Here is a 14,685-nt window from a genome sequence, read left to right as displayed (position 1 = left end):
ACTCCCCCCCCCCCCCCCCCCCCCCCCCCCCCCCCCCCCCCCCCCCCCCCCCCCCCCCCCCCCCTCCCCCCCCCCCCCCCCCCCCCCCCCCCCCCCCCCCCCCCCCCCCCCCCCCCCCCCCCCCCCCCCCCCCCCCCCCCCCCCCCCCCCCCCCCCACGGCAGCACGGTCCGGCTGACACACGTGTGGGCGGGCGGGACCGGGTCGGCCCGTTCTCCTCCGCTGCGTACCGCGCCCCGGCACCGCTTCTGCCGGGGCGCGGCGACGTGTCCACCCTGGCGCGTTCACCCGTCCGCGTTCACCCTGGCGCCTTCATGCGGGCGGGGTCCACCCGAGCTCCGCGCCGCCTCCATGGACGACGCACACCCTGTTCGTCAACACGCTGCTGATCGATCGTCAATCCAGTCCTGGTGTCCTGACCGCGTTCCGCAGTCGCATCCGCACGCGGTCCACCGACAACAGGAGATCCCCGTGTCCCACCCGTCCGCCCGGACCCTCCGCCCCCGCCCGAGCACCGGCACCCGCCGCCGCACCCGGCTGGCAGGCCTGGCGCTCGCCGTCTCCGCCATATCCGCGAGCAGCATCACGCTGCTCGCCGCGCCGGCGAACGCCGCCGTGGTCGAGCAGATGATCACGATCCAGGACCACCAGAACCACAACTCGCTGGCCAGCGCCGACGGCGAGGGTTCCCGGATCGTCGCCCGCAACTACCAGAACGCCTCCACCTCGTTCTGGATCTCCAACAAGCCCGGCGACCGGGTCGACTTCGCCCGCAACGTCAACGGCACCGAGCGCGTGCTGGAGATGGACACCAACGACGGCCGGTCCACCCAGTTCATCCACTGGTGGGCGGGCGCCAACCAGCAGTGGACCCTGGAGCCCGTCGCCGGCGGCGGCACCTACCTCCACAACGCCCGCGACAACCGCTGTCTGACCTACCACGGCCTCGACCAGGAGGTCACCGTCGAGAACTGCGACGGCAGCATGTCCCAGCGGTTCGACCTGATCGGGTCGGGCACCGGCCCGGGCCCGGGTACCTCCGTCGAGCAGCGCTTCCTCGACCGGCTCAACACCGTGCGCGCCCAGAACGGCAAGCCGGCGGTGCGCCTCAACCAGACGCTCTCCCAGGCCGCCAAGTGCAACGCCGACCAGATGGACCAGCGCCGAGTCTCCGGCCACTTCTGTGACTCGAACGGCATCGCGCGCAACCTCGGCTACACCGGGAGGGGATTCGGCGAGATCGCCTTCTACGGCCCCACCGACATCGACGCCGCCGTCGACGGCTGGATCAGGTCGCCCCTTCACCTGGGGATCATGCTCGGCGACTACAACGAGGTCGGCCTGGCCCGCACCGGCAACGCCTCCTGGAACGCGGACTTCAGCACCCGCTGACCCCCGCCACGACCGGTCCGCCGGGGCCACCCACCCCGGCGGAGCGGCCCCGGCCAGAGCCTCCGCCAGTGACGGCACTTCCGGGAGGCCGGCCGGCACACCGAGGTGTACGACCAGACCGCGCGCGGCTGGCCCGGGAGATCCGGCACTACCACTTCCCGGGGGACGGCTGCCTCGGCGAGGAGGCTGACCGGTCCGAGGTGAAGCTGGCCGGGGTGGCGATCCCGCGGCCCGGGGCGATGCCGGAGAGCGTGGGGGAGAGCTACGAGGAGGTGTGCTCGCGCCTCGGGGTCGAGGCCAGGCCCGAAGGATGGGCCCTGTGGAACACCTGGGGTGACGGGGATCTCCAGGTGACGATGCTGGTTTCGGCGGTCGACACCACGGAGGGCCTGCTCGCGAACTGGTCGCGGGGCAGGGAGCTGTACCCGGTGATGCCGGTGCCCTCGCAGATCGCGCTGATTCACCGCGGTTGGGCCGCGCACATGGTCTTCTCCCCCTTCGGGGTCCGGAAGTTGGGGCTCGGCGGGCAGCCGTGACACCACATGCCGGCGCCGGCCAGCCCCTGGAGGGCATGGCCGGCGCCGGTGGACCGGAATTGAGCGAATTTACGTCACAGAAAATTCGACGGCGATCAAAGCGCTGCGGGGACTTACGGTGATGCGGCCGGGCGAATTTCCGTTCGGGTCCCGCTCCGCCGGTTCGTCAGAGGATTTGGATGGAGTTGACCCTCGGCGGGCGGTTCGGGTACGTGATGTCGGTCCAGCGGTTGACCCTCACCGAGTCGCCGTTGGCATCGGAGTAGACCAAGTCGTTGTTCCCCGTGGAGATCCGGTCGATCCACCACCCGCCGAAGCCGATCGTCCCCCCGTTCGCGTAGCAGTCGACGCTGTCACGGCCGTCGAGGTGCGACCAGATCTTCAGGAAGTCATTGCGGCTCCCGTCACACTGGACGTGGTCGATGGCGAAGGCGGTGCCGGACGGCACGGCCACGGTGAGCGTGGCCGCCGCGGCGAAGGCCATCGCCATCGAGCTCACGACCTTCTTCGCTTTCGAGATCATGGATTCTCCTCAGTCGGATAAAATGTCGAATCGGAGTCCGCTTCGCAACGAGTTTCGGTTGCGTCGTGCTCGATCAGTATCCAGACCGCCTTTGTGAGGGTCAATCGAACGAACCTCGACCTTACGTGTTCTCGGTCATTTCCATCCGGACTTTCGGCGAGGCGTGGGGTGCGTTGTTCTGGTGTGTCGCGAGTGGTTCCGGGGCCGGGCGGACGGGCCGTCGACCGAGATCGCCTACCGGCCGCTCTGACGTGGGGTGATGGTCCGACCGCCGACCGCGCGCGACAGGTGTTGGGGGCACCTGGCTGGGAGAGGGGGGTGGGGCTGGCGAGTTCGCGCATGACGTGTCGGGTGTTGCCGGGGAGCTCCGGGGCGGGGAGGTGGTTGCCCGGGTAGCCCTGGACGGCGCCGAAGCGGTCGGTGGCGGCCTGCCACTCGTCGCGAGCCTGGACGATGTCCTCGTGGGACCGCCCGATGAAGTTCCACGACAAGGCGATCCTGCGCCTGGCCGGCGGGGAGGTGCACGTGAGCACCATGCACGAACGCACCGTCCCCAACCCCGGAAGGCAGTTCCCGGTGGCGATCGTCGGCGGCACCGGCGCCTACCGGACCATCACCGGCGACGGCACCCTGGAGTACACCACTGCCGACGACACCACCATCATCCTGAACTACAGCGTTCAATAGGGCGTCGGGAGTTGAACCGCGAGCCGCGCTCGTTGCGTGACCTCGCAGGTCACCGGACCTGTTGATCTGCTGACGGGCCGTCCCCCCTCCCGGCCGCCATCGCGCGCAGGGCGTCGACGGCGAGGCGGGCGGTGGTGCCGATGGCGGCGTCGGCGGCGGGGAGGGTGATGGTGGTGGCGGCGGCGCGGGTGAAGACGGCGAGGGCGTAGCGGCCGCCGTCGGGGTATTCGACGACGCCGACCTCGTGGCGCAGCGTCGGGAGGGTGCCGGTCTTCCCGTGGACGCGGACGTCGTCGTAGGGGAAGCCGGAGGCGAGGCGGTGCGGCCAGACCTGGAGGCCGAGCAGGCGGCGGAGTGCGGCGCCGTGTTCGCCGGGGCAGGCGTCGCCGTGCCAGAGGGCGGCGAGCAGGGTGGTCATGTCGCGGGCGGTGCTGCGGTTGGTGAAGGCGGGGTCGAGGACTCTGAGGCGGGCGACGACGGCGGGGTCGACCGGGGAGTCCCGGCCGGTGTCCTCGGCGAGGGCGGCGATGAGGTCGCGGAGCTTGTGGACGGCGACGGTGCGGGTCAGGCCGAGGTCGGCCATGGTGCGGTTGACGGTGTCGAGGCCGATCTCGTCCCAGAGGACGTCCGCGGCGGCGTTGTCGCTGACGGCGACGGTCAGGTAGGCGAGGTCGCGCAGGGAGAGCCGGGCGGCGTCGAGCATGGCGGCCAGGCCGGTGCCCCCGGAGGTTCGGCCGGCGGCGGGGACGTCCACCTGGCGGGTCAGGTCGATCCGTCCGGCGGCGGCCTCGCGGAAGAGCGTGACCAGGAGGCAGAGCTTGTGAACGCTGGAGGTGCTGACCGGGGTGTCGGCGTCGAGGGCGATCTCGGTACCGGTGTCGAGGTCGCGGGCGTGCAGCCGGCCGCTGACGCCGGCGTCGGCGAAGGCGGCGGCGATGCGGGCGCGTGCGGTGCGGGCGCCGGCGGGGCGGTCGCCGGATGCGCGGTTGCCGTGGGCGCGGTCGCTGGTCACAGCGGGAACTCCATTGCGGGCCGGGGGAAGAGCGGGGGGTTGGGCGGCTGGGGCAGGAGGCCGCCGTGTTCGGTCAGCGCCTCGTGGGCGGCCTCGGCGAACAGCCGGACGGCGGGGCCGCCGCTCCCGGTCGGCCAGGCCGTGGAGGTGCGCCAGGCCAGCGGGGTGCCGGTCAGCGGACGCCAGACTGTACCCGGTGGCGGCGCGGTGCGTGGCACCAGGGCGACGGCGCTGCCGGTGAGCACGAGTGCGCCCGCGACGTCCGGGCCGGGCGGGTCGACGACGGCCTCGGGAGTGCAGCCGTGCCGGGTCAGGGTGGTGAGCATCTCGTCGTACAGCGCGGGGGCGGTGGCGCGGGGGAAGAACACCAGGCGCCGGCCGGTCAGTTCGGCCACCGCCAGCTCCGGGCGGTCGGCGTCCGGGCTCCCGGCGGCGAGCAGGACGCCGAGCGGCTGGTGCAGGACCGGCCCGAACGCCAGCCCGGCGGCCGGGCACGGGTGGCGGACGACGGCGACGTCGACCGTGTGCTGGGCGAGTTCGCGCGCCATGGCCGCGACCGGCAGTTCCCGCAGTTCGAGCCGGGTGCCGGGGGAGGCGCTCTCGAAGCCGGTGAGCAGCGCGGCCAGGACGGCCGGCCCCAGCTCGGGCGGCACGGCCGCGCGCAGGGTGCCCGCCCGGCCGGTGCGCAGGTCGGCGGCGGTGGCGAGGAGGCGGGCGGTGCTCTCCAGCACCTCCTTCGCCTCCGCGAGCAGCAGCAGGCCCGCCGGGGTGAGCTCGACTCCGCGCGGGCCGCGGTCGAACAGGGTCACGCCGAGCTCGCGCTCCAGACGTTTGATCCGCTGGGAGAGCGAGGGCTGGGCGATCCGCAGGCGCTCGGCGGCGCGGCCGAAGTGCCGGTCCTCGGCGACAGCGCGGAAGTGGCGTAGGTGCCCCAACAGGTCCATGGCCAGCAATCATAGGCATTCTCATATCGATCTCTTCACCATAGTGGTCTTGGACTGATGGCCCGGCGGCCTGTTTAGCTGAGGGTGACGACACGAACCACCTGGGAGACCACCGATGACGCCTGCCCTTCGCCGCCCCCGTACCGCGCTGCCCGCCGTGGCCCTGCTCGCGGCCACCCTGCTGAGCGGGTGCGGCTCTGCGGGACTCAGTAGCCATGCCGCTGCCGGCACACCCGCCCCGGCATCCAGCGCGACGCCTTCGACGGACACGACGAGCGCTTCCTTCAAGGGACTTGAGCAGCAGTTCGGCGCCCGCCTCGGCGTGTACGCGGTGGACACCGGCAGCGGCCGGGAGATCGCCTACCGGGCCGACGAGCGGTTCGCGTTCGCGTCCACGATCAAGTCGCTCGCCGCCGGCGCCCTGCTGCGCAAGGCCTCCGACGAGGAGCTGGAGAAGGTGGTCGCGTACCGCCAGGAGGACGTGTTGGCGTGGGCGCCGATCACCTCGCAGCACGTCGCCACCGGCATGAAGGTGCGTGATCTGGCCGCCGCCGCGATCCAGTACAGCGACAACACCGCCGCCAACCTCGTCATGGCCGAGCTCGGCGGTCCGGCGGCCGTCCAGCAGTCGCTGCGCGACCTCGGGGACCCGACCACCAGCGTCGACCGCACCGAGCCGACCCTCAACGAGGCGACCCCGGGCGACACCCGCGACACCAGCACCCCCCGCGTCTTCGCCGCCGACCTGCGCCGCTACGCCCTCGGCGACGTCCTCGCGGAGGACCGGCGCCGACTGCTGACCGACTGGCTCATCGGCAACACCACCGGCGCCCCCTACGTCCGCGCGGGCGTGCCCACCGACTGGAAGGTCGGCGACAAGACGGGCAACGGCGGCTACGGCACCCGCAACGACGTCGCCGTCGCGTGGCCCCCCGGCGGCCGGAGCCCGGTCGTGATCGTCGTCATGTCCGACCGCGGCAAGGCCGACGCCACCTCCGACGACGCGCTGATCGCCCAGGCGACGAAGACCGTCGTCGGCGCCCTCGGCTGAACACCCCCGACCACCAATACCCCCGACCACCAATACCCCCGACCACCAATACCCCCGACCGCCAATACCCCCGACCGCCAAGAGCCCCGACCACCAGGAGCCCCGACCGCCGTGATCCACCCCACCCGCCGGACCGCCACGGACGCCGACTTCACCAGACGCCGCTTCGCCCAGCTCGCCGTCCTGGGCATCGCCGCCGGAGCCGCGCCGATCGCCGCCTCGGCCCCGGCCGTCGCGTCGGCCCCGGCCTCCACCTCCGCGGGTACGCCGTCCGCCTCCCGCCCGCACTACGACCGCGCCCGCCGCCTCGCCGGCGACGACCCCGTGCTGCGTGCCCTGGTGACGGCGCTGACCCCCGGCTCCGACCTTCCTGACCTGCCCGCGCCGGCGCCCGTCAAGCTGTTCGACAACCTCGTGCTCCTGAGCGCGGGCTGGGTCTCCGCGATGGCGGTGCTGACGGACGACGGCATCGTGCTGATCGACGCACTCACCTCCCCGGCCGACGCCGACGGCATCATCGTCCCCGGGCTGCGCGCGGTCGGAGCCGATCCGGCGGCGATCAAGCGCGTCGTCCTCACCCACGGCCACTCGGACCACTTCGGCGGCGCGCAGACCCTCGCCGACCGCTACGGCGCCCGCGTGCACATGTCCCCGGCCGACTGGGACCTCCTCGCCCGCACCCGCCCGGCCGACGCCCCCGCCCGGGACCTCGACATCGCGGACGGCGAGCAGCTCACGCTCGGCGGCACGACGATCGAGCTGCACCACACTCCGGGCCACACCCCCGGCACCGTCTCCCCGGTCATCCCCGTCCGGGCCGGCCGCCGGCACCACAGCGCGATGCTGTGGGGCGGCCTCAACCCGCCCTCGACGGCGGAGGAGCTGCGCACCTTCCTCGCGTCCGTCCACGCCTTCCGGGCCGTCATGCGCCGGGCGAACGTGGAGGTCGAGCTCTCCAACCACCCGAACGACCACGGCCTCGAACGCGCCGAACTACTGCGCCGCCAGCCGCCCGGCGCCGCGAACCCCTTCCTCCTCGGCGGCCCCCGGACGCAGCGGTACATGGCGGTCATGGACGCGATGCTGCGCGGCCGGATCGCCGACGCCGAGGCGCCGACAGCCCGGGCCGTCGCGGCACCGCACACCTGCTGCTGACCGTCCGGACCGCCCGGCCAGGGGCAGTGCCGGTGAGTTCGACCTCCTGGCGTGGAGCCGGGGGGGGGGATCGCCGGTGAGCGGCTGGTCCGGGCGGGGCTCACGGAGTGCGGGCGGGGTGTGGTGGCAGGGGGAGTCGGAGGAGGAAGCGGGCGCCGGTGGGGGAGTCGGCGAGGGTGAGGGTGCCGTGGTGGCGGGTTGCCAGGTCGCGGGCGATGGCGAGGCCGAGTCCGGCGCCGCCGGTGTCGCGGGTGCGGGCCTCGTCGAGGCGGGTGAAGGGGGCGAAGACGCGCTCGCGGTCGGGGGCGGGGATGCCGGGGCCGTCGTCCAGGACTTCGAGGACGGCCCACTGACCGTCGGGGCCGTGGTCCTCGGTGAGGGTGACGGTGACGCGGTCGGCGGCGTGGCGCAGCGCGTTCTCCAGCAGGTTGCGGAGCAGGCGGTGGAGTTGGGCGGCGTTGCCGGGGACTTCCAGCGGGCGGTCGGCGTGGACGGTGATCCGGCTGGTGCCCTGCGGGAGTTCGGCGGCGACGTCGCGGGCGAGGTCGGTGAGTTCGACCCGGGTGTGGTGGGCCGGTGCGGCGAGGGGTGGGCGGGCGAGCAGGAGCAGGTCGTCGGCGAGGTGCTGGAGGCGGACGGTGTCGGCGCGTGCGGCGCGGACGACGGTGGGCCAGTCGGTGCGGTCGGGGTGGGTGAGGGCGACCTCCAGGGAGGTGCGCAGTCCGGCGAGGGGGCTGCGCAGTTCGTGGGAGGCGTCGGCGACGAAGCGGCGCTGGGCGGTGACGGCGTGGTCGAGCTTCTCGAGGGTCTGGTTGGTGGTGGTGGCGAGGTGGGCGATCTCGTCGGCGGTGGGCGGGACGGGGACGCGCCGGTCGAGGTGCTGGGCGGTGATGGAGGCCATCTGTGTGCGGATCGCCTCGACCCGGCGCATCGCCTGGGCGGTGACCGCCCAGGCGATGGCGGCCACCAGCAGGACGGCGAAGGGCCCGGCGACCAGCAGCAGCCGTTGGACGGATTCCTGGACGCGTTCGGCGTCCCAGGGCGGTACGAGCAGGTAGGCGGTGACGGTGCGCTCGCCCCGGTCGGGTTCGCCGAAGCCGGACCGCAGGGAGTAGCCGTCGATGCCGCCGGCGCTCTGCCCGTACAGGGGGAGGGTGTGGTGGGCCAGACGGCTCGCGGTGCCGGCGGCCGGGGCGCCGAGCGTGAGGGCGCGGGAGACCTGCTCGCCTTCGGGCAGCGGCGTGAGCTGGGCGGCGACCTGGGCACGGAAGGGTTCGAGGTCGGGGCTGACCTCCAGGAGCCGGCCGGAGTCCAGGACGAGGGCATAGGCGCGGTCGCCGCCGAGCAGCCCGCTCGCCGGGACGTGGCCGGTGCGCATGTCCGCGACCGCCACGTCGAGGCGGGCCTGCGCGGCGGCCTTCGCGTCGTCCGACTGGGAGTCGTAGAGGCTGTGGCTGAGCCAGAACGCGCCCGCGGTGAAGGCGGCGGCAGCGGCCAGGCCGGCCGCCGCCGCGGAACGGGCCCGCAGCGAGCGCAGTGAGCGCAGCAGCCGCGGCGGCCTAGCCACGGGAGTCCAGCCGGTAGCCGGTACCGCGCACGGTGACGATGGAGTTCCGGTCGAACGGGACGTCGATCTTGCGGCGCAGCGCGCTGACGTACACCTCGACGATGTTCGGGTCGCCCTCGTAGCCGCTCTCCCAGACCTGGTCGAGGATGGTGGTCTTGGCGACGACCTCGCCGGGGCGTTCGGCCAGGCACTCCAGGACGGCGTACTCGCGGGGTGTGAGGGCGACCGGGGTGCCGGCGCGGTGGCAGGAGCGGTCGGCGGGGTCGAGGATCAGGTCGCCGACGGTCAGCTCGGGCGGGCGCTCGGCGCCGCCGCGGCGGACCAGGGCGCGCAGCCGGGCGACCAGGACCGGATAGGAGAAGGGCTTGGCGAGGTAGTCGTCGGCGCCGGTGTCCAGGGCCTCGATCTCGTCGTACTCGCCGTCTTTGGCGGTGAGCATCAGGATCGGGGCGGTGATGCCTTCCTGGCGCAGCTGGGCGCAGACCCGGTAGCCGTTGAGGCCGGGGAGCATGACGTCCAGCACGATCGCCCGGTAGTCGCCGGTGCGCGCGTACCAGAGGCCGGAGCGGCCGTCGTGGACGACGTCCACGGTGTAGCCCTCCGCCTCCAACCCGTCCCGGAGGGCGTCGGCCATCCGGGTCTCGTCCTCCACCACCAGTACGCGCATGAGTCTCAGCATGTCACGGGGGGTGTCGCGGTTCCTGAAGGTGCTTTCAGGCTCTTTCAGCGGATCTTCAGAGGGCGGGTCGGACGCTTCGGGGGTCGCCCCACGTCCGCCCTACCGCGAGGTGAGCCCCGTGACCCTGACCCTGACCCGCGCACCCCGCGCCACGGTCGCACCCCAGTCCCAGCTCCACTCCCAGCTGCGGACCCGGCCCGGATCCCGGCCGCTGCCCGAGCCGCCGCGGCCGGGCCGGACCGTCCTGCTGCCCTGGGCGCTCGCCGCCGTGCTGTTCGCCGCCTACAGCGCGCTGTCCGTCTCCCGCCATCTGCACCTGCGGACGTCCGGCTTCGACCTGGGGATCTTCGAGCAGGCCGTCCGCGGCTACGCCGAGGGCCGCGCGCCGGTCTCCGAGCTGAAGGGGCCGGGCTTCCACCTGCTCGGGGACCACTTCCACCCGATCCTGGCCACCCTCGCACCGCTCTACCGGGTCTTCCCCTCCCCGATGACCCTGCTGGTCGCCCAGGCGGCGCTGCTCGCCGTGTCCGCCGTCCCGGTGACCAGGGTGGCGGCGCGGGCGGCCGGTCCGTGGGCGGGCGCGGGCATCGGCGTCGGGTACGGCTTGTCGGTCGGTCTGCAGCAGGCGGTGGCCTTCGACTTCCACGAAATCGCCTTCGCCGTACCGCTGTTGGCCTTCTCCCTGGAGCGGCTGACGCTGCGGAGGTGGCGTGCGGCCGCGTGGTGCGCGCTGCCGTTGCTGCTCGTGAAGGAGGACCTGGCGGCGACGGTCGTGGCCGTCGGCTGCTACCTGTTCTGGCACGGTCGCCGCCGACTCGGCGCGGGCGTCGTCGCGCTCGCCGCCGCCACCGTGGCGCTGGTGGTGCTGGTCGTCATCCCGGCCCTCAATCCCGACGGCGTCTACACCTACCTCTCCAACGTGGACGGCCCGGCCGGCGACCCCGTGACCAGGCTGCTCCTGCCCGCCCAGAAGTGGGGGACCGTCGCCGTGCTGCTGGCCCCCACCGCGTTCCTGGCGCTGCGCTCCCCACTGATCCTGCTCGCGCTCCCCACCCTGGGCTGGCGGTTCTGGTCCACCAACCCCGCCTACTGGGGGACGGGCTTCCACTACGGCGCCGTCCTGATGCCGATCGTCTTCCTCGCCTTCGCCGACGCCCTGGCCCGGCTCCGCGCGCGGCACGGCCTGCGGCGGTGGACGGCCTGCGGCCTCGTGGCCGTCGGGCTCGCGGTGACGGCCGCCGCCCTGCCCTTCCGCCCCCTCGCCGAGCTGGCCCGGCCCGCCACCTGGCAGCGCGACGCGACGGCCGACGCCGTGCGCGGAGTGCTGCGGGTGATCCCGGACGGTGCGCAGGTGGCTGCCGCCAACGGCATCGCACCCCAACTCACCGACCGCACCCGGGTCTTCCTCTTCCCGTACTACCCCGGAGGCCCGGGCGCGAAGCCCGACTGGGTCGCGGCCCCCGACCACCCGCGGGACGGCCTCTTCCCCGCCGGCCAGGAGGCCGAAGCCCTTCGCGCCCTCCCCGCCGCCGGCTACCGTCCCGTCGCGAGCGCCGGAGGCGTCACCGTCTACCACCTCGGCGCGCGGGAATGACAAGGCGGCCCAGCGGCCCTGCCGGCCCTGCCTGCGGGGCCGGGGAGGTCGGTCACGGTGCCCGGACCGGCCCACGCCCTACCTCCTTCTCCCGGAACTGCTGCGGCTGAGTGACAAAAGGAGGGCTCCCCCGAGATGTTCACGATATGACGAGTCGACTCCTCTTAACTTCTTCCGAGATTCGGATGCGTCGCCCAACAGGCGGTCCAGCGCGTTCGCCACCCATGGAGGTCGTTGGATGAATCGTCGTCCCCGGGTCGCAGCGTCGCTGGCGGGTGCGGTAATCGCCCTTGCGTCTCCGTTGGCGGACGTCGCTGCGCAGGCGTCCGCACGGCATGCGTTCGGCTCCATGTGGCTCCAGGACGGGGATGGGGAGGGGCGACACCATGACCACAATCCCTTGCGTGACTGCCACAGTTCCCGCCGTGTCGTACTCATCGACCAGAACTTCAGAATCATCCTGAAGAACGGCCGGCACGGGCCGGAGGCTCTCGTTCTCCAGGGGGACGCGTCATCCTCACCCTCGTCGCCGGCAGCACCGTGGGACAGCTTCAATGTTTCAACGTATTTGGACGTGAACTATCCCACCCAGACCAGCAACCAGTACGAGTGGCAGATTCGTGACTTCTTCAGGGAGCACCCGCTCTTCGTGGTGAAGGCATTCGACCGCCACGAGCGAGTTTTCTCCTTCCCGGCTGCCCACTGCATCGACAAGCACGACGACGGTGACCGCGGTGACGGCGCTCCTCCGTACGGGGGTGGAGCTGCCGACGGGAGCGGCGCGTCCGGCTCCCCGTCGCCCCAAGCAGGGGACAATCCCCAAGGCGGCCAGCCTGGGCCGGAGACTCCCAGCTCCGGGGCCACCATCCCCCCTCCTCCGCGCGATGCTGCGGCTGAAGGCAGGAACAACCGTCTGCTGAGCGCGAAGCACATCGGGATCGCGGTCGGCGGTTTGCTGGTGGTTCTGGGAATGCTGGCCACGGCATGGCTCCGACGTCGTTCTGACACGTGACAGTCGGCCGGAAGAGGAACCGGCAGCGCTGACGACGTGTCGAAACAAGAAGATGACATCGAAACCGGGGCGGTTAAACGGCGCCGGGATGAGCCCGGCGGGTTCCCGTCTATCGGTCAGGCGGTGTCCGGCATGGAGGCGGCGCGAGTCCGGTCTGCGGCCGCCGCCCCGCAGTCGCCGGTGCTGGGGACCCTGGACCGGCAGCAGAAGGCGGTTTGGGTGACGGCCCCGGGAGACAGCGCCACCTTGTGCTTCCCCTGGAAACCGAGCCGTTCCGCTGCGCCATGGGGTGGTTCACGCCGTGCCCCGCCCGGACCTGTGGGGTCGGCGGTGCTCAGCGGTCGTCGCCGAGTTCCTGGTGCATCTGCGGCTGGTCGTCCTGGTCGTGGGTGAGCGCGAACTTCTGGATCTCGTTGAACGTCTTGGAGGCCATGCCGAGGACGTCCTTGTAGGGGTTGACTCCGGTGGTCTTCTGGACGGAACCGCCGAGGAGCCCGCCGCCCAGGCCGCTGACCACGCCGTGGCCGGCGGCGAGCGGACCGGAGGCGAGGTCGAGGACGCCCTTGGGCACGCCGGCCATGTCGGCGTACTCGTCGGTGAGCGCGTGCCGGACCAGGGCCATGAGCGCGTCGTGCGTGGGGCCGGGGTAGAACTGCTTGTAGAAGTCGACGGCCTGCTGCGTCATGAAGACGCCGTCCTCGGACTTCTTCCACTCGTCGTTGCGCGCCTGGTTCCAGATGCGCGTGACCAGGTCGGCGTCCTTGGGCAGTTGCCACCGCTCGGGAGTGCCGAGGTAGTGGTTGACGTAGTGCCAGGCACACATGAACCCGTGGGCGTCTTCCTTGGAGACGTCGATGCCGAGGTTCTTCATCGCCTCCAGGATCTGCACGCTGAACACGCAGGAGGCGCCGGTGGTGTATTTGATCGACACCGGCTCGCCCCACTTGGCGTAGTCCCACGCGCCGCTCTTCTTGTGCAACTGCCGTACGGAGGCGTGAACCAGGCGGACCTTGGTGACGTTCGCCGCGAGGGTGCCGTCGCGCAGGGCGTTCTTGTTGCCCATGTCGAGGAACAGCCGGGACGACTGCGACAGGCGCCGGCCCGGGCCCTTGACGCCGCCGAGCCGCCCGGTCGAGCGGAGCGTGAACGCGCCGGTGGGGGAGAGGTAGGTACCGATCAGGCCGACGGTGCCCTGGAGCATGGTCACTTCGCCGTGGTGGTGGCCGAAGAAGCCCTCCGCGGCGTCGACGTCCGCCTCCGACCAGTCCGGCGGCGGCGCCGCGGCCTCCCGCAGGAAGTCCGCCAGCCGCTGGGGCAGTTGGGAGAGGTCCTGACCGGGCTTGAGCGTCCCGATGGTGCGGAAGAGGGCGTTGACGCCGTCGATTTCCTTGTGGTCGATCAGATCGGAGACGAGCTGATCGGCCTGCGGGTCACCTGCCTGGCCCGCGGCCTCCAGCTCTTGCGTCGCGTTCTGAGTCGTCAAAGCCACAGAAGGGCTCCTTCCTTCGCTGAGGGGGGAAGCCGCCGGTCGGCACGTGCCGGGAACCGTGGTCGACATGGCGTCCCGGACAGATGGATCAGCGAGCAGCGGCATGCCTCCGACTCTGGCGGAACGTCGTACCTCAGCTGAGCGAAAAAACGTTTCGCCCTCCCTCGAACGAGTGAAGGGCACCACGGTGGACCTGTCCGGCCACGGCGCGAGGCGCGGTGGCGGGCCGTCTGTCGTGCTACCGGGACGCCGCCACGACACTGTCCCGCAGCACCTCGATGGCGGGCGTCCACGTGTCCACTCCGTCCAGGGCGTGCAGCCAGTGCCCTGTGGGATTGGTGGACAGCTGCTGGGGCCGGGTGCCGTATCCGGGTCGGGGCTCGTGGCCCGGGGTGTAGTTCTAGGCGTGCTCCCGGTCCCGTCGTCCGCCTATCGCCCTGCGGATCGGCCTGTACCCGGCCGGACTGTGGGCCGAGATCGCGGCGAACGCTCCGGCGTCCGAGCCCGGGCCCGCCAGGGAAGCCGCCGGGTGAGGGCCTGCCCGGCGGCCCGGAAGGTTCGTACACCCTACTACCTTCTCTGACCATGAACATGGGGGAGTGGCTTGTCGCCCCAGCAACAGTGATCGTCGTGCTCGGGGGAGCAGCGGCCTGCACGTCGAGCGGGGCGCCGACGACGGCCGCCGTGCCCGTGCCGGCCTCGGCGTCGCCTGTTGCGGGCACCCCGGAGTGGGCCGCGAAGTGGCTCGGCGACCCCGAGAGGAGCCGCAATGCCTCCCGGGTCGTCGGCCGCTACGCCCGGCTCGCCATCGTCCAGAGCGGCGGGCGTCAGGGCGATGCGGCTCTGTGCGACGCGGCTTTGTGCGACGCCGAGTGGGCGAAGTCCACCCCGGCCCGGAAGGTGGTGCTGGACCGCGACGGCTTCGGCGAGGGCTGCCAGGTCGCCGCCTAGCTAGTAGGGCTTGGTCAGGTTTGTGCGGTAGTGGCGTGTCTGTTGGTGGGTTGTGTCGTTGGTGGTGTGTGACACCTGAGGAGATGGCCGGGGT

The 14,685-nt window shown here is 72.4% G+C and carries 14 protein-coding genes; 8 read left to right on the top strand and 6 right to left on the bottom strand.

The window, feature by feature from the left end; genetic code table 11:
• The first annotated feature begins 470 nt into the window (after window positions 1-470).
• Window positions 471-1,391 carry a CAP domain-containing protein gene (locus AC07AL_RS37860; RefSeq protein ID WP_400989109.1) on the top strand — a complete coding sequence of 307 codons (921 nt, stop codon included), beginning with the start codon at window positions 471-473 and terminating at the stop codon, window positions 1,389-1,391.
• 68 nt (window positions 1,392-1,459) lie between these two features.
• The gene (locus AC07AL_RS37855) at window positions 1,460-1,927 is read left to right on the top strand and encodes a hypothetical protein (protein ID WP_478319533.1); all 468 of its coding nucleotides are present in this window, start codon (window positions 1,460-1,462) and stop codon (window positions 1,925-1,927) included.
• A 166-nt stretch (window positions 1,928-2,093) separates the two neighbouring features.
• Here AC07AL_RS37855 and AC07AL_RS37850 read toward each other — a convergent pair whose 3' ends face one another.
• Window positions 2,094-2,450 (bottom strand): beta/gamma crystallin domain-containing protein, encoded by a 357-nt coding sequence (locus tag AC07AL_RS37850; protein WP_363589488.1) that lies wholly within the window; start codon window positions 2,448-2,450, stop codon window positions 2,094-2,096.
• Between the two features lie 474 nt (window positions 2,451-2,924).
• On the opposite strand from AC07AL_RS37850, the gene AC07AL_RS37845 reads away from it, so the two are divergent.
• Complete coding sequence (locus tag AC07AL_RS37845) at window positions 2,925-3,137, top strand: hypothetical protein (protein ID WP_363589506.1); 213 nt, start codon at window positions 2,925-2,927, stop codon at window positions 3,135-3,137.
• Between the two features lie 49 nt (window positions 3,138-3,186).
• Here the strand turns inward: AC07AL_RS37845 and AC07AL_RS37840 are convergent, their stop codons facing one another.
• Window positions 3,187-4,149, bottom strand: a complete 963-nt coding sequence (locus AC07AL_RS37840) for a serine hydrolase (protein ID WP_478319532.1) — start codon at window positions 4,147-4,149, stop codon at window positions 3,187-3,189.
• Entirely contained in the window at window positions 4,146-5,093 is a 948-nt protein-coding gene (locus AC07AL_RS37835) for a LysR family transcriptional regulator (protein ID WP_363589490.1), read from the bottom strand. The genes AC07AL_RS37840 and AC07AL_RS37835 overlap by 4 nt, the downstream gene beginning before the upstream one ends.
• A gap of 115 nt (window positions 5,094-5,208) precedes the next feature.
• Between AC07AL_RS37835 and bla the strand changes: the two genes are divergently transcribed.
• Window positions 5,209-6,144, top strand: a complete 936-nt coding sequence (gene bla, locus AC07AL_RS37830) for a class A beta-lactamase (RefSeq protein ID WP_478319531.1) — start codon at window positions 5,209-5,211, stop codon at window positions 6,142-6,144.
• Between the two features lie 111 nt (window positions 6,145-6,255).
• Window positions 6,256-7,299, top strand: a complete 1,044-nt coding sequence (locus AC07AL_RS37825; RefSeq protein WP_363589494.1) for an MBL fold metallo-hydrolase — start codon at window positions 6,256-6,258, stop codon at window positions 7,297-7,299.
• Between the two features lie 100 nt (window positions 7,300-7,399).
• On the opposite strand, the gene AC07AL_RS37820 is transcribed toward AC07AL_RS37825, so the two are convergent.
• Together AC07AL_RS37820 and AC07AL_RS37815 are read right to left on the bottom strand one after the other, a co-directional pair.
• On the bottom strand, window positions 7,400-8,866 hold the full coding sequence (locus AC07AL_RS37820) for a sensor histidine kinase (RefSeq protein ID WP_363589496.1): 1,467 nt from the start codon (window positions 8,864-8,866) through the stop codon (window positions 7,400-7,402).
• Entirely contained in the window at window positions 8,859-9,533 is a 675-nt protein-coding gene (locus AC07AL_RS37815) for a response regulator transcription factor (protein ID WP_363589498.1), read from the bottom strand. The genes AC07AL_RS37820 and AC07AL_RS37815 overlap by 8 nt, the downstream gene beginning before the upstream one ends.
• A 130-nt stretch (window positions 9,534-9,663) precedes the next feature.
• Between AC07AL_RS37815 and AC07AL_RS37810 the strand changes: the two genes are divergently transcribed.
• Window positions 9,664-11,139 (top strand): DUF2079 domain-containing protein, encoded by a 1,476-nt coding sequence (locus AC07AL_RS37810; RefSeq protein ID WP_478319530.1) that lies wholly within the window; start codon window positions 9,664-9,666, stop codon window positions 11,137-11,139.
• A gap of 238 nt (window positions 11,140-11,377) precedes the next feature.
• Window positions 11,378-12,151, top strand: a complete 774-nt coding sequence (locus AC07AL_RS37805) for a hypothetical protein (protein WP_478319529.1) — start codon at window positions 11,378-11,380, stop codon at window positions 12,149-12,151.
• Between the two features lie 334 nt (window positions 12,152-12,485).
• On the opposite strand, the gene AC07AL_RS37800 is transcribed toward AC07AL_RS37805, so the two are convergent.
• The gene (locus tag AC07AL_RS37800) at window positions 12,486-13,640 is read right to left on the bottom strand and encodes an oxygenase MpaB family protein (protein WP_363589632.1); all 1,155 of its coding nucleotides are present in this window, start codon (window positions 13,638-13,640) and stop codon (window positions 12,486-12,488) included.
• Window positions 13,641-14,270: 630 nt separating this feature from the next.
• On the opposite strand from AC07AL_RS37800, the gene AC07AL_RS37795 reads away from it, so the two are divergent.
• Entirely contained in the window at window positions 14,271-14,591 is a 321-nt protein-coding gene (locus AC07AL_RS37795) for a hypothetical protein (protein ID WP_478319528.1), read from the top strand.
• Window positions 14,592-14,685 lie beyond the last annotated feature (94 nt).

The sequence above is a fragment of the Kitasatospora sp. NPDC043949 genome, assembly GCF_056435365.1.
The sequence above is the reverse complement of the archived record's forward strand: the minus strand, read 5'-3'. Positions and strand labels throughout refer to the sequence as shown.

What these genes read in the sequence shown, in the direction of transcription:
- AC07AL_RS37850 (WP_363589488.1), bottom strand. Translation starts at nt 2,450, where the DNA reads ATGATCTCGAAAGCGAAGAAGGTCGTGAGCTCGATGGCGATGGCCTTC.
- AC07AL_RS37845 (WP_363589506.1), top strand. Translation starts at nt 2,925, where the DNA reads ATGAAGTTCCACGACAAGGCGATCCTGCGCCTGGCCGGCGGGGAGGTG.
- AC07AL_RS37835 (WP_363589490.1), bottom strand. Translation starts at nt 5,093, where the DNA reads ATGGACCTGTTGGGGCACCTACGCCACTTCCGCGCTGTCGCCGAGGAC.
- bla (WP_478319531.1), top strand. Translation starts at nt 5,209, where the DNA reads ATGACGCCTGCCCTTCGCCGCCCCCGTACCGCGCTGCCCGCCGTGGCC.
- AC07AL_RS37815 (WP_363589498.1), bottom strand. Translation starts at nt 9,533, where the DNA reads ATGCGCGTACTGGTGGTGGAGGACGAGACCCGGATGGCCGACGCCCTC.
- AC07AL_RS37805 (WP_478319529.1), top strand. Translation starts at nt 11,378, where the DNA reads ATGAATCGTCGTCCCCGGGTCGCAGCGTCGCTGGCGGGTGCGGTAATC.